Annotated in this window: 12 protein-coding genes; 7 read left to right on the plus strand and 5 right to left on the minus strand. The window is 69.8% G+C overall.

The genetic code is table 11. From position 1 onward, the window contains the following. Positions 1–91: 91 nt before the first annotated feature. Positions 92–2,734 carry a M1 family aminopeptidase gene (locus tag FL344_RS06090; protein ID WP_228564816.1) on the minus strand — a complete coding sequence of 881 codons (2,643 nt, stop codon included), beginning with the start codon at positions 2,732–2,734 and terminating at the stop codon, positions 92–94. A gap of 187 nt (positions 2,735–2,921) precedes the next feature. Between FL344_RS06090 and FL344_RS06095 the strand changes: the two genes are divergently transcribed. Beyond that, a complete protein-coding gene (locus FL344_RS06095) occupies positions 2,922–3,713 on the plus strand; it encodes a J domain-containing protein (protein ID WP_141617858.1) in 792 nt (263 codons plus the stop codon). A 10-nt stretch (positions 3,714–3,723) separates the two neighbouring features. Here the strand turns inward: FL344_RS06095 and FL344_RS06100 are convergent, their stop codons facing one another. Further along, positions 3,724–4,716 (minus strand): endonuclease/exonuclease/phosphatase family protein, encoded by a 993-nt coding sequence (locus tag FL344_RS06100; protein WP_141591761.1) that lies wholly within the window; start codon positions 4,714–4,716, stop codon positions 3,724–3,726. A gap of 322 nt (positions 4,717–5,038) precedes the next feature. On the opposite strand from FL344_RS06100, the gene FL344_RS06105 reads away from it, so the two are divergent. Next, positions 5,039–5,557 (plus strand): hypothetical protein, encoded by a 519-nt coding sequence (locus FL344_RS06105; protein ID WP_228564817.1) that lies wholly within the window; start codon positions 5,039–5,041, stop codon positions 5,555–5,557. A 56-nt stretch (positions 5,558–5,613) separates the two neighbouring features. Then, positions 5,614–6,171 carry a hypothetical protein gene (locus FL344_RS06110; RefSeq protein WP_141617860.1) on the plus strand — a complete coding sequence of 186 codons (558 nt, stop codon included), beginning with the start codon at positions 5,614–5,616 and terminating at the stop codon, positions 6,169–6,171. Here the strand turns inward: FL344_RS06110 and FL344_RS06115 are convergent. Both FL344_RS06115 and FL344_RS06120 read right to left on the minus strand, forming a co-directional pair. Continuing rightward, on the minus strand, positions 6,146–6,562 hold the full coding sequence (locus FL344_RS06115; protein ID WP_141591764.1) for a DUF3037 domain-containing protein: 417 nt from the start codon (positions 6,560–6,562) through the stop codon (positions 6,146–6,148). The genes FL344_RS06110 and FL344_RS06115 overlap by 26 nt on opposite strands. Continuing rightward, the gene (locus tag FL344_RS06120; protein ID WP_141617861.1) at positions 6,540–7,325 is read right to left on the minus strand and encodes a HipA family kinase; all 786 of its coding nucleotides are present in this window, start codon (positions 7,323–7,325) and stop codon (positions 6,540–6,542) included. Before FL344_RS06120 ends, FL344_RS06115 begins: the two co-directional genes overlap by 23 nt. A 184-nt stretch (positions 7,326–7,509) precedes the next feature. Here FL344_RS06120 and FL344_RS06125 point away from each other — a divergent pair, with 184 nt between their 5' ends. The 3 genes from FL344_RS06125 to FL344_RS06135 all read left to right on the plus strand — a co-directional run bounded on the left by FL344_RS06125 (position 7,510) and on the right by FL344_RS06135 (position 10,156). Further along, a complete protein-coding gene (locus FL344_RS06125; protein ID WP_141617862.1) occupies positions 7,510–9,138 on the plus strand; it encodes a S8 family serine peptidase in 1,629 nt (542 codons plus the stop codon). 113 nt (positions 9,139–9,251) lie between these two features. Then, positions 9,252–9,701, plus strand: coding sequence for a MarR family winged helix-turn-helix transcriptional regulator (locus FL344_RS06130; RefSeq protein ID WP_305021746.1), 450 nt, complete (start codon positions 9,252–9,254; stop codon positions 9,699–9,701). Positions 9,702–9,718: 17 nt separating this feature from the next. Then, positions 9,719–10,156 (plus strand): organic hydroperoxide resistance protein, encoded by a 438-nt coding sequence (locus FL344_RS06135; RefSeq protein WP_141591767.1) that lies wholly within the window; start codon positions 9,719–9,721, stop codon positions 10,154–10,156. Positions 10,157–10,356: 200 nt separating this feature from the next. On the opposite strand, the gene FL344_RS06140 is transcribed toward FL344_RS06135, so the two are convergent. Then, positions 10,357–11,586 (minus strand): DUF6068 family protein, encoded by a 1,230-nt coding sequence (locus tag FL344_RS06140; protein ID WP_228564818.1) that lies wholly within the window; start codon positions 11,584–11,586, stop codon positions 10,357–10,359. A gap of 99 nt (positions 11,587–11,685) precedes the next feature. Between FL344_RS06140 and FL344_RS06145 the strand changes: the two genes are divergently transcribed. After that, on the plus strand, positions 11,686–13,692 hold the full coding sequence (locus FL344_RS06145) for a hypothetical protein (RefSeq protein WP_194863010.1): 2,007 nt from the start codon (positions 11,686–11,688) through the stop codon (positions 13,690–13,692). The last annotated feature ends 6 nt before the right edge of the window (positions 13,693–13,698 follow it).

The following is a 13,698-nucleotide window of genomic DNA, read 5'->3' on the forward strand; positions in this document are numbered from 1 at the left end:
TAGGCATTGGAGGCACAGCCCGCGCCTTCAACATCGATGGTCGGCGTGCGGACGCCAGGTTCGACGTGCAGGCGAGCGGGCGGGCCACTGTCTAGCGGCGCGTGGCCTTGCGTTTCCGGCCACCGGCCTTGCGTGCGGCTGTCTTCGTGCGCGCCGTGACCTGCTTTCGCGCCGGCTTCGCGCCCCCGCGCGGTGGACGCGGCGGTTCGGGTGGCTTCAGGGAGAGCCCCTCCAACCGCTCGCGCAAGGCCCGTGTCTCCTCCTTGAGGCGGTCCACCTCTTCGCGCAGCGATGCCACCTCGCGGGCCTGCGGTTCACCTTCGCGCAGGAAGCGCACCGTCTCCCGCGCCGCGCGCCGGGCGACGGCATCCAGCAGTGGCGTCTGCTCCAGCGCGGGCACCAGGCGTGAATCCCCCAGCGTGCGCGCGGCCTCGAAGACGCCCATGCGCACGCGGAAGAGCGGGTCGCGGAGCAGCTCCGCGAGCAGGTCCACGGCCTCGCGCTTGCGACCCGCGACCTCCGCCAGCTTCGCCACCGCGAGCGTGGCGGCGCGGCGCAGCGGGGCCGCGTGGCCATAGGCGGTGCGCGCCAGCACCACCGAGAAGGCGGCGGGGTCTTGAGACTCGGCGAGCCCATCCACCGCGCCCACGGCGACGACATCCTGGTACGAGGGCCGGGTGCTCACGGCCTCCAGGACGCCCAACGCGTCCGGCGCGCGCACGCGGCCATAGCTGCGGGCGGCCTCCGCCTCCACGAAGTAGCTGGTGTCACCGCCGTTCACCAGGGCGCGCAGGCGGGCTGTCACCTCCGCGTCGCGGCGGAACTCGCCCAGCGAAGCCACCACGGCGCGGCGCACGCGGGGATGCTCGGTGGACAGCGCGTCCAGGAGGCGCGCGCGGGAATCAGGGGTACGGATGCGGCCCAGGGACTTCGCGCACGCGGCGCGAGTGCCCCAGAACAGCCGCGCGTCCTCCAGCGCCGTGCCCAGCGCGTCCACGGCGCGGGGGCTGCCGTCGCGACCCAGGGCCACGGCGGCTTCGGTGCGGGCGCGCATCTCCGGCGCGGCACGCAGTTCCTCCATCCAAAGGCCCGCGGACTTGTCCACCGTCAGCGTGCCGAGCACCCCGCGCCGAGGGTCCACCCGCACCTGCGAGGGCGCGCTGGGGCAGGGCAGGTGGAACGCGTGCTCCGCGTCCGTCACCTCCAGCCGGTGGACGGTGTCGCGGCCGTCCACGGTGAGCGCCACATCCAGCGGCAGCCGGAAGAGGGGCACGCCGTCCGCCGTGGACTGCGTCTGGCGCACCTGGAGGCGCAGCCGCGCTTCCTCGGCGTCGTAGCGGACGTCGACCTTCAGCTCGGGGTGGCCGGGCGCGAAGACGTACTGGTCGAAGAAGGCGTCCAGGTTGTGGCCCGTGGCGTCCTCGAACGCGCGGGCCAGGTCCACCGTCTCCACGGAGCCGTGGCGGTGTCGCGCGACGTAGTGGCGCAGGCCCTTGAAGAACAGGTCATCGCCCAGCCGGCGGCGCAGCTCGTGGAGGACCAGGCCGCCCTTCTCGTAGAGGTGCCGGTCGAAGACATCCATGGGCGCGTGGAAGCGCCGCGCGACAATGGGGCGGGCGTAGCGCTCACGCGCCTCGCTCAGGTAGGCCTCCAGGTCCACCAGCCGGTGCTGGTCGGCCTCGTCTTGCCCGTCGGCGCGCTCCTTCCAGAGCATCTCGAACCAGGTGGCGAAGCCCTCGTTGAGCCAGCCATGGGGCCAGTCACGGCAGGTGAGCAAGTCCCCGAACCACTGGTGGGCCAGCTCGTGCGAGATGAGCGGCTCGGCGTTGTAGTCCGGTTGGGCGCGCGCGTCGTGGAGGACGGTGTCGGTGAGGCTGGTGGCGGAGGTGTTCTCCATGCCGCCCAGGATGAACTCGGTGACGAAGACCTGGGCGTAGCTGCTCCAGGGGTAGGGCTCGCCGGTGACTTCCTGGAAGACGCGCACCATCTCCGGGGTACGGCGCACGCAGCGCAGGGCGTCCTCCTTGCGGCCCTTGGGGAAGAGGTAGCGCAGGGGCACCGTGCCAGCCGTGTCGGTGGCCTCTTCGAATTCACCCACCACGAGCGTGACGAGGTACGGCGCGTGCGGCTGCGCCATCCGGTAGTGCTGGGTGCGGCGGCCGTCGTGGACGCGGTCGCTTTCCAGTGTGCCGTTGGACAGGGACGTCATCGCCTCGGGGAAGGTGGCGATGACCTCGGACGTGGCCTTCTGGGCGGGCGTGTCCAGGCAGGGGAACCAGGCACGCGCGTCGATGTCCTGGCCCTGCGTCCAGGCCTGGCGGGGACGGTGCGGATAGGCGGCGTCGGGCGCCCAGAAGTAGAGGCCGCGGCGAGGCCGGGCCGTGTAGCGAATGGCCACCTCACAGGCCTGCCCGGCGGCGAGCGGCGCGGACAGCTCCACGCGGACGTGGGCGCCGGAGTTGGAGAAGCGGGCGGCGCGGCCGTCTACCTGGACGTCGGACACGTCGAGGTCCACCGCGTCGAAGGTGAGGGTGTGGACTGGACGGACGGCGGAGACGCGCGTGGTGCACAGGCCGGTGATGCGGTGGGTGTCGAAATCGAGGTCGACCTCGATGCGGACGTGCTCGGCGCGGACCGGCCGCTCGGCGGCGTAGTGCTCGGTGGCGCCAGGAAGGGAGAAGGGGCGGGGGCCGGAGGGGACGGACTCGGAGGCGTGACGGTGGCAGCAGCGCATGGGCACCGGGGACTCTTTCGCAAGCTCGCGTCACCGTCGAGGAGGAGTGCACCTGGGGGCCGAGGAGCGTCGTGTATCGACGAAGTCCTGAAGATGACGCCAGGGTCGCGCCCCTCCCCACTGGGGCGTTCATGACATGCACCTGAACACACGCGGAACGGCGTCGACCGGGTAGTCTCTGACCACCGTGCAGTGGGTTCTCTTCTTCTCCGACAGACAGGTGCGTGAGCAGCTCTTCGCCCGGGTGGATTCGACCCGTGGGTTGTTGCTGGTGACAGGGGTCCGGCACGGCGCGGCCATGCGTCCTCCGGAGTCGCGCGAGCCCTTCGCCACGCTGGAGCGGCTCCATGGCGACGTGCTGTCGCAGGTTCTGGTGGCCGACGAGGGCACCACGGATGGCATGTGGAGAGACCCGCTGGGGGACCTGGGCGACCGGCTCCACCCCGGCAGCCGGGATGACGCCTACGCGGCGTCCACGGGCTACCTGCTGCTGCGGGACGGCTGGCCCGCGGCGGTGGTGCGCAAGCAGGGCACGCCGTTCGAGGACCTCTGGTTCCTGCAAGAAGCCCTGAGCAAGCTCACCCCTCGAGTGTCCCCGCCGGACCCGGCCCAGCGGCCAGGACGTCGCCGCGCGGAGCCCGCGCCCCGCTCACCCCCACGGCCCGCGAGCGGTGGCGCGCACGCCCGCGCCACGGGGACGCGAGAGCGGGCCGGCTGGGACGATGAGGCCACGCCCCCCCGGGGTACGCGCGTGCCGCCGCCCGCGCCGCCGAGGAGGGACCCGTGGACGGTGCTGGGCATCGCGCCCGGGACGCCCCTGGATGAGGCGCGCAAGGCCTTCCGGGCGCTGGTGGTGCAGTACCACCCGGACAAGGTGGCGCACCTGGCGCCGGAGTTCCACGCGCTCGCCGAGCTGCGCACGCGGGAGATTCTGGACGCGTGGGAAGAGGTGGAGCGAGCGTTGTCCGGAGGGGCGTGAGCCCGCGTGGCTACAGCAGCAGCGACGTCGGTGGAGGCGTGATGAGCGTCTTGCCGCTGTCCAGGGCGAAGCGCGCGACGATGGGCATGTGGTCGGACAGCCCGTGGAAGCGGCTGCGGAGGTCCCCGAAAGGCGACGTCTCCTGCGTGTCGAGCCAGCGCACGCCCGCGCCGGAGAACACGTGGTCCAGATGCATCCGCATGTGCATGAAGCCGGCGGTGGGAAAGCCGCGCGACACGTTCGGGTCAATCTGTCCCACGGCGGCCTGCGCGCAGGTGAGCCGGCCATCGGTGGTGAGGTAGCGGTACACGGGCGACGCGGGCGGCGAGTTGAAGTCTCCGCACACGATGTAGGGCTCGTCGCCGGTGAGCCCTTGCATGAACTCCGTCAGCTTGCGCGCCTCGTGGAGTTGGTTGATGCCGCCGCCCATCTTGTCTCGCGTGGCCCAGAACTCACGGGCGAAGGGCGTGGGCAGGCTGAGGTGGGTGTTGAAGATGTGGAAGGGGTGCCTGTCCTCGCGGCGCAGCAGGCGCATGTGCGCGCAGATGCGGCTCTGCTTCCGGTCCTTGAGCCGTTGGACGTGGTGGTGGGTGATGGCCTGGGGGGCGCCCACGTTGTGCGTGGCCACCTCCAGCTTGCGCGTGTTCACCAGCACCGCCAGCCCGGTGGTGTAGAGGGACACCTCGCGGAGCTTGTAGTGGTGGGCGCGGAAGTAGAAGGCCTCGTAGGGCATCTCCCGGCCCAGCCTGTCGAACGTCTCCACCATCCGGCCCATGAAGGCGGTGAGCTGTGTCTCGCCCGGCTGCTTGGGCCGGTCGGCGATGTTGCTGCGCAGCGAGGACGTCTCCACCTCTTGCAGGCAGACGACATCCGGCAGCGGGTCCAGCGACGCCAACGCCGCGGCGACGCGCCGCTTGGGGCCCACGGTGCTCGCCAGGCCGCGGAGCATGTGGCCGAAGTAGCGGACGTTGTAGGTGACGATTCGCAGCGGGGATGGGCTCATGGGCAGCGCGCTGGCCCCCTCCAGTGGGCCTCGGGAGGAAACTACTAACCGCCAGGCGCTCCGGCTTGGGATGGCGTCAGGCACCTGACACTCCTAGGGCCTGCCTGCCCGGCCGTACTGCTCGTGCGGGGAGCCGAGGACACCGCGCCAAGATGCTCTTCACCAGGCAACGACTGAAGCTGGGTTCCAGCCACCCTGTGGTTTTCTGCTGAGGGTTCCGGGCTCGCGGGGGGCGCCCGGCGACCCGTGACGGGGCATCAGCGGTGTAACCGAAGGAGGGCTGTTCATGCGGGGATACACGTGGGGTGTGGCAATCGCATCCATGATGGGGCTCATCGGGTGCGGCGAGGACGACACGTATGTGTATGACATGTCGCTGGATGCGGCGGCGCTGAGCAACGTCCCGAACGAGTGCTCGGGCCAGCTCAAAGCACAATTTGAAGGAGACGGCCCGGCGACTGGAATCGAGGCCCAGCAACAGTGGCGCCTTCAGCGCGGGGAGATGGATTCGATGACGCTTGAGATGCCCGATCTCAACATTCGGGCTCCGGGTATCACTGGGTACAACGTGGACGCGGACGACGAGCCGGACATCTTCCACGGCTCAGTCGGCGCGGACGGTGGTTTTCAGTTCGTGCAAACCAAGGTGACGAACTTCGGGTTTGAGTGGGGGGCCTACCAGGCGTTCAGCATCGTCATCACGAACAAGCACCTGGACGACACCATCCACGGCCATCTGTGGTTCAGAAGTGAGCATCTGGTCGCGCCTCCGGCAGCCGATTGGGATGAGGCGGAATGCGTCGTGACCATCCCTTTCACGGGCAAGCGCGTGAAGGAGTAGGCTGCTCCGCTCGTGTCGCCGTGGCGCGAGCCCTGTGACGGAAGGAGCGGAGACCGATGCGTGGAGACCAGTGGGGCGCCATGGCCGCCGTGGTGATGGCGCTCACGGGATGCGGCGAGGACGACACGTACACCTACGACGTGACGCTGGACGCGGAGACGCTTGCCCAGGTGCCGACGGAGTGCAGCGAGTTGGTCGAACCCGCCCAGGGCCCCGCGGTCGGCCTGGACGCGCAGCAGCGCTGGACGATTCGCCGCGGGGAGATGGACTCGATGTTCCTCGAGGTCCCCGACATCGACTTCCAGACGCCGAACAACGCCTACGTCATCAACGGCGACGGCGAGCCGGACGTGCTCATGGGCTCGGTGGGCGCGGACGGCGGCTATCAGTTCATCCACATCCAGACGCGCCTGGATGAGGAGCACAAGCTGTCCGCCCTGGGCAACGAGCACGCCTTCCGCATCGCCATCCACAACAAGGACCTGGATGACGCCATCCAGGGCACGGTCTGGGTCCGCAACGAGCACGTCGAGCGGGACCCCGTCAACGGCTCCATGCTAGCCTCCGGCTGCGCCTCCGCCGTCCGCTTCACCGGCCGCCGGGTGACGGAGTAGCGCGCTTCATTCGCACCACCGTGTCCAGCAGGTGCTCCAGCGCCGCCTGGGGCTCGGTGCACAGGCCGGAGTGCACCGGCCCCGTCTGGATGATGGTGCTGCGCGGCGCCACCACCCAGTGCCAGCGCTCCTTCTGGGACAGCTGGCCAATGGGCCCCGAGCCCTTCCCGCCCTCGCACACGCGGCGGAAGCTCTCCAGGTGGCCGCGAATCACGTCCACGTCCACGTCGGGCCACAGCGCCTTCAACCGCGCTTCGTCCGGCTCCACGCGCACGCCCAGGAAGCGCTGGGTGGCGCAGAAGAGGACGACGCCCGCGTTGATGAACTCCTCGCGCTCCACGCGCGGGACGACGCGGATGATGGCGTAATCAAACGAGCTGGGCGCGGGCACGGTCCGCCTCCTCGATGAACGCGGGCACGGCTTCCAGCCGGCGCAGCAGCCAGGTGGCGTAGGCGGCGCGGTGCGCCTCGGCGGTGGGGAAGGGGGACTCGGTGCTCGTGAGCCACGCCTCCGGAATGGACCCGACAATGCGCTCCACCACCTCCCGGGTGATGCGCTCGCCCAGGTGCTTGCCGGCCTCCGTCAGCGCCGTGGCCCACGGCAGCAGCACGTGGTCCTTGATGGGCGCGAAGCGGCCCTGGCTGCGCGCCTCCCAGTCGTCCCACGAATGGTGGAAGTACAGCGAGGCCCCGTGGTCGATGAGCCACAGCTTCCGGTGCCAGGTCAGCATGTTGGGGTTGCGTGGGGTCCGGTCCACGTTGGTGATGTACGCGTCGAAGGCGACGATGCCGGACGCCTCCGCCGCGGTGGGCGCGGGGTCCGCCACCGGGTCGAACGTCACCGACGCCGGAAGGTAGTCCAGCGCCAGGTTGAGGCCCGCGCTGGCCTTGAGCAGCTCGCGAATCTCGGAGTCCGGCTCGTTGCGTCCCAGGGCGGGGTCCAGCTCCACCAGGACGAGCTCCGGCACCCGCAGGCCCAGCTCCCGGGCCAGCTCTCCGGCGATGAGCTCGGCGACGAGCGCCTTGGCGCCCTGTCCGGCGCCCCGGAACTTCACGACGTAGAGCCCCGCGTCGTCCGCCTCGATGATGGCCGGCAGCGAGCCGCCCTCCCGCAGTGGCGTCACGTAGCGCGTGGCGGTGACCGTCCTTGGCATTCCTGACCTCCCGTCCTCTCTCCTGGCTCCGTCCCTGGGGCGTCGGGCCGCGTCGCGGCATGTAGCATGCCGGCCGGGGGGAGGCGCTGACGCCGCCTCGGGCTGATCGCTGGAAACTTTGTCCGACACAATGCGACAATCATTTATCGGCGTTTTTTTCTGCCCCCCACGGAGCTCCCCCACCATGGAAATCTCTCGCAAGCCGAAGTCGCCCGTGTCGCAGTCCACCCGCGCCGGTGACACGGCCAAGCCGGCCGCTGCGGCCAGGCCCGTGGAGAAGGCGCCGGTCCAGACGGCGAAGGATGGCTTCGACTCGGCGCCCACGGGTGGCGCGCGGGGCTCCAACTTCGTGGACCGCCCGAAGGGCAACTTCGTGGACCGCCCCACGGGCCTGCCCCAGGGCACCCCGTCGGCGCTGCCGGCCTCGGCCTTCACCTTCGGCTCCGGCCACGTCGCCGTCCGTCCCTTCGCGGCGAGCGCGGCCCGCGCGCCCGTGACGCTGACGGCGTCCGCCACGCCCAACGCGAAGGTGAACGACCTCCAGACGACGACGTCCACCGTGTCCTTCGACCAGGACGTGAAGCTGGACTCGCTGAAGCTGAACCTGGACCTGGCGCACACCTTCAAGGGTGACCTGGTCGTCAAGCTGACCAGCCCCTCCGGCAAGACGGAGACCCTCCACAACCGCAAGGGCGGCAGCGCGGACGACATCAAGGGCAGCTTCGACCTGGCCGCCTTCAAGGGCGAGTCCACCAAGGGCACCTGGACGCTCTCCGTCGAGGACAAGGCGCGCCGCGACACCGGCACCCTGAAGAGCTGGAGCCTGGACGCCGCCGGCCAGACGACGGGCACGGGCCCCATCGAGGAGCCGAAGCCCCAGCTCTCCGGCCCGCCGGTCATCGCCGTGTTCGACGGTGGCGTGGACTTCAAACACTCCGACCTGGATGACGCGATGTGGGTCAACCCGAACGAGGTCGCGGGTGACGGCATCGATAACGACGGCAACGGCGTCAAGGACGACATCTACGGCTACAACGTCGGCTACAACAGCGGCGACGTGATGCGCGGCAGCGGCACGGACCACGGCACGCACGTGGCCGGCATCATCGCCGCCGAGGACAACGGCGAGGGCAACACCGGCGTCGCCGCGGGCAAGGCGAAGATCATGAGCCTGGGCGGCCTGTACAACGGCGCGGACCTGCTCACGAACTTCGAGCGCGGCGTCGACTACATGGTGAAGATGAAGACCGAGCACGGCGTGAACATCCGCGCCGTCAACGCGAGCTTCGGCAACGAGTACCGTGACGCGGCCTCCGTGAAGCGCTGGACGGACGCGGTGCAGAAGCTGGCTGACGCGGACATCCTCCTGGTCGCGGCCACGGCGAACGGCTACGGCAGCAACCTGAACGACGTGGCGGACATGCCCGCCAACATCGACCTGCCCAACGTCATCACCGTGGCGTCCATGGACAAGAAGAACGACAAGCTCGCGGACTTCTCCTCCTACGGGGACAAGGTCGTGGAGCTGGCCGCGGTGGGCGAGGACGTGCTGAGCACCGTCCCGGGCGGCCGCTGGGAGGAGATGAGCGGCACCTCCATGGCCACCCCGACGGTGGCGGGCGCCGCGGCGCTGATGTTCGCCGAAAACCCCAACCTGACGGCCGCGCAGGTGCGTGACCTGCTGGTCCAGACGGTCGAGGTGGACTCCGACCTCAAGGGCAAGGTGAGCACCAGCGGCAAGCTGGACATCGAGGCCGCCGTCGCCGCCGCCAAGGCCACGCTCGAGGACGACACCACGGTCGCCGGGCGCTGAGCCGGTCCTGAGATGACGCAGTGAAGAGCTCCCGGTGCCCAGGTGCCGGGAGCTTTTTCGTGTCTGAATTGATTGCGCGCAATTGAATTGCGCCCTACTTATTTCCCATGTCGATGGATGACCCGCTCAGCCTGGACCGGCAAATCTGCTTCCCGCTCTACGCGGCGGCCCGGGCGATGACGCAGGCGTATGCGCCGCTGCTGTCACGGCTGGGCCTGACGTACCCGCAGTACCTGGTGTTGTTGGTGCTGTGGGAGACGGACGGGGAGACGGTGAAGGGGATGGGGGAGCGGCTGTACCTGGACTCGGGGACGCTCACGCCGCTGCTCAAGCGGATGGAGTCCCAGGGCCTGGTGCGGCGGGAGCGGAGCGCGGAGGACGCGCGCTCGGTGCGCATCTACCTGACGTCCGAAGGGAGGACCCTGCGCCGCAAGGCCATGTCCATTCCCGAAGCGATGGCCTGCAAGTTGGGGCTGACGCTGGAGGAAGCGACCCGCCTGCGCCGCGACGTCCAGCGCCTTTTCGAAGTGCTTTCGCAGTCCCACGATGATTCCGCGAAGTAATGCTCAAGGAGAACACCATGGCTCCCGTCGCTCTCTCTCCGCTGTACAGCACCTCCGCTACCGCCCACGGTGGCCGCAACGGCCGCGTGAAGTCGGAGGACGGCGTCCTGGACCTGCCCCTGGCCATGCCCAAGGAGCTGGGGGGCGCGGGCGGCGCCGTCACCAACCCGGAGCAGCTCTTCGCGGCGGGTTACTCCGCCTGCTTCGAGAGTGCGCTGCGGCTGGTGGCGCGCATGCAGGGGAAGAACCTGGGCAACGACGCGGGCGTGCGCGCCACGGTCACCATCGGCAAGACGCCGGACGGCGGCTTCGGGCTCGCGGTGGAACTCCAGGGAATCCTGCCGGGAATCCCCAATGACGAGGCCCAGAAGCTGATGGCGGCGGCCCACGAGGTGTGCCCGTACTCGAAGGCCACGCGCGGCAACATCGACGTGAAGGTCTCTGTCGCTGGCTAGTCGCACGGGATGTGTTCACGGGGGGCGCGCAAGAGTTGATGCCGTGCCGCGATGTCGAACACGTCACTGCTCGCTCCCGCGCCTCGTGCGTCGCTGGCCCTCCTCGTGACCGGGTGGGCCATGTCAGCGGCCGGCGCGAAAGGAATCCGGAGCACGCGCGCGCTGTTCGACGAGCGCGCGCGTGCCTGGACACAAGGCGCCTACGGCGCGACGCCCGGCACCCACACGCCCCAGGCCGTGAGCTGCGTGCCGCCACCACCGGGCGTGACGTGGTCGAGCAGCGGCTGGAAGCGGGCCTCGTGGGCCAGCCCCGCTAGCGCATCCTCCCAGGGGTCGGCGGCGTAGGCCTGGACGCGGACGTTGTTCGCCTGGGGTTGCGCGGTCTCGAACTGGAGCACCGGCACGCGGTGCGTGCCCACCGTCAGCGTTTCGCGCTTCGCCGGGGCGGCGCCCTCGGGGGCAGGGGGCCATTGCCGTGCGTCCAGTGACTCCCAGATGCGCGCGAGCACCGCCTCCTCCAGTGGCACGGCTTCCGCCTGGGCGAAGTCCGGGCACGCCGCTCCCGAGGTGGGCGGCGTCACCTGCTGGCGCAGGATGAAGCCTCGCTCCGCGGCCTGGCAGGTGCGCAGCACGGACGTGGTGCCTTCCGTCTCCATCCGCATGTCGAACCAGGTGCCCGGCCCCCAAGGGCGGGCGAGCGTCGGAGGCAAGCCGGTGCCACCCTCCTGTCCCTGGCGCGTCTCCACCAGGGTGAGCTGTGAGCCGCCGCCCATGGCGAAGCCCGCCAGCGTGATGCTCGCGTCGAGCAGGCCATTGGTGAGGTACAGCGGGCCCGGCGTCGCCGCGTAGAGGCGGTTCTCCAGGGGGCCGTCGAACGCCCGCTTGTCGTTGAGGTAGCGCTTCGCTTCCCAGTGGCGGCCCGCGGCGGTGAGCTGCTCGGTGCTCTGTTTACCCTCGCGGGGGGCCTCCAGCGCACGCGACTCATCCGCTCGCACGGGCACCACCAGCGGCCGCGCCAGCATCGGCCGCCGCGACGGCGCGCCGCCATCCTCGGTGAAGTAGAGCGTCACCCAGACCCAGGGCAGCTCCACCGCCACGACCTCCAGCGTCACCACGCCGGCCACCGCGGCCTCTGGCACGGTGCCGGGCTGCTGCCGGCCCATGGCCTTGCGGTTGGCGGAGAAGGAATACGCCACGCGGTCGCCCACGCGAGCCTGCAGCCAGGGCGAGTTGCCGCGCCGCGTTGGCGTCTCCGTCTCGGTCTCCGACTTCGTCTCCGTCACGGGCTCCTGGGTGGAAACTTCCGGCGGAGCGGTGGTGCCCTCGGAGGGTGTGATGTGGGGCTCCACGCTCTTGCAGCTCGTGCCAAGGGCCAGGGCCGCGCACAGCATCGCGGAGCGGGACAGGGAGGAGGCGACAGGCTTTCGCATTCGGGCAACCTCGGCGGTGGGGGGCATTGCGTCACCCCTGTCCGACCTTGATACACCGGGGTGCTGGCCCGCCCTCAACTTTCTGGAGTTCCGCGTCCCATGACCACGAACCTGCGCATTCGTCGTGTCGTCCTCTACAAGCATGGCGTCGGCTACTTCGAGCGCCGGGGAAAGGTGAGTGGCAACGACACGCTCCACCTGGACTTCAAGGCGCGTGACATGAACGACGTGCTGAAGTCGCTGACGGTGCTCGACTTGTCGGGCGGCTCGGTGTCCGCGGTGAGCTACGACTCCACGAAGCCGCTGGAGCAGCTCCTGGCGGAGGCCACCATCCGCATCCCGGAGGATGGCAGCCTCACGGCGCTGCTGGGGCAGATCAAGGGCGCGCGCGTGCGGGTGCGCGTGGGCGGCGCGCAGGTGGAGGGCTCCATCATCGGCCTGGACTCGCTGGCGGTGGCGGCCGGCGAGACGACCCTGATGCGCCCGTTCCTGTCGCTGCTGGTAGGCGCCTCGCTGCGGACCTTCGACATCCTGGACGTGTCCGAGCTGGAGTTCCTGGACGAGGCGGTGCGCAAGGATTTGGAGTTCTACCTGGCCACGGTGCTGTCCTCGTACAAGAAGGACTCCAAGCGGATGGCCATCCTCACCTCGGGCCAGGGCGAGCGCGAGCTGTTCGTCAGCTACGTGGTGGAGTCACCGGTGTGGAAGACGAGCTACCGCATCCTCCTGGATGAGGGCGAGCCGCCGCTGCTCCAGGGCTGGGCGCTGGTGGACAACACCGGGGACGAGGACTGGGTGGACGTGAAGCTGTCGCTCATCGCCGGGCTGCCGGTGTCCTTCGTGCATGACCTCTACAACCCCCGGTACATGAAGCGGCCGGTGGTGGAGGTGACGACGGAGGCCGCCGCCGCGCCGGTGATTCCGGAGGAGAGCTTCGGCAGCGCCGGGGACATGATGATGGATAAGGAGATGGCCGCGCCGATGATGTCCGCCATGCCCGCCGCGGCCCCCATGGCCGCGCCGCGCCGCGCTCGGGCGGAGAAGGCCATGGTGGGCGGCCCTGGCCGTGGAGGCCCGAGCCGGCGCGAGGCCATGGAGACGAGCGCCGCGGTGACGACGCTCACGAAGGAGGTGGGGGACCTCTTCGAGTACGGCGTGGACCGGCCGGTGACGGTGCACCGCAACCAGAGCGCGCTGGTGCCCATCCTGCACAAGCCCTTCGAGGGCAAGCGGGTGCTCCTCTACAACCGGGCCACGCGTGAGAAGAACCCCATGGCGTGCATCGAGCTGAAGAACACCACGGGGCTTACGCTGGAAGGCGGCCCGGTGACGGTGTCGGAGGACGAGCGCTACGTGGGCGAGGCGATGCTCGACACGATGAAGCCGAATGACCGGCGCTTCGTACCCTACGCGGTGGAGCTCGGTTGCGTGGTGTCGATTGAGGACCACACGGAGGACGGGCCGGTGTTCCGCGTGGCGGTGAACTCCGGGATGCTGGTGGCGGAGTACTTCCACGTGCGGCGCACGACGTACCTGTCGCGCAACAAGGGGCAGCGGGCGCAGGTGCTGTTCGTGGAGCACCCGCGCCAGGGCTGGGAGCTGGCCAAGGACGCTCCGGAGCCCGCGGAGACGACGGACGGCTTCTGGCGCTTCAAGCGGGAGCTGGCCGCGGGGGGGCAGGACTCGCTCACCGTCACCGAGCGCACACGGGGGCAGCGCCAGTACCTCATCTCCAGCATGGGGCTGGACCAGGTCTCCTACTTCGTGTCGCAGCGCTTCGTTGACGAGAAGATGGCGGGTGCGTTGAAGGAGGTCGTCACGCAGCGCGAGCAGGTGGATGCGCTGGCAAAGGACGAGCAGCGCCTGCAGGAGGAGCGCAACCAGCTCTTCCGGGACCAGGAGCGCATCCGCTCCAACATCGAGTCGCTGAAGAGCGGGGCGTCGCAACGCGAGCTGGCGGACCGCTTCGTGTCCAAGCTCAACGAGCAGGAGGACCGCCTGGAGGCCATTGCCAGCGAGTTGGAGAAGCTGGCGAAGCAGCGGCAGGAGGCGCAGAAGGCGCTCAACCGCCGCATCCAGGCGCTCAGCTACACGGCGGACCTGTAATCCGCG

The sequence above is a fragment of the Myxococcus sp. AB036A genome, from assembly GCF_006547355.1.
Taxonomy (GTDB): domain Bacteria; phylum Myxococcota; class Myxococcia; order Myxococcales; family Myxococcaceae; genus Myxococcus; species Myxococcus virescens.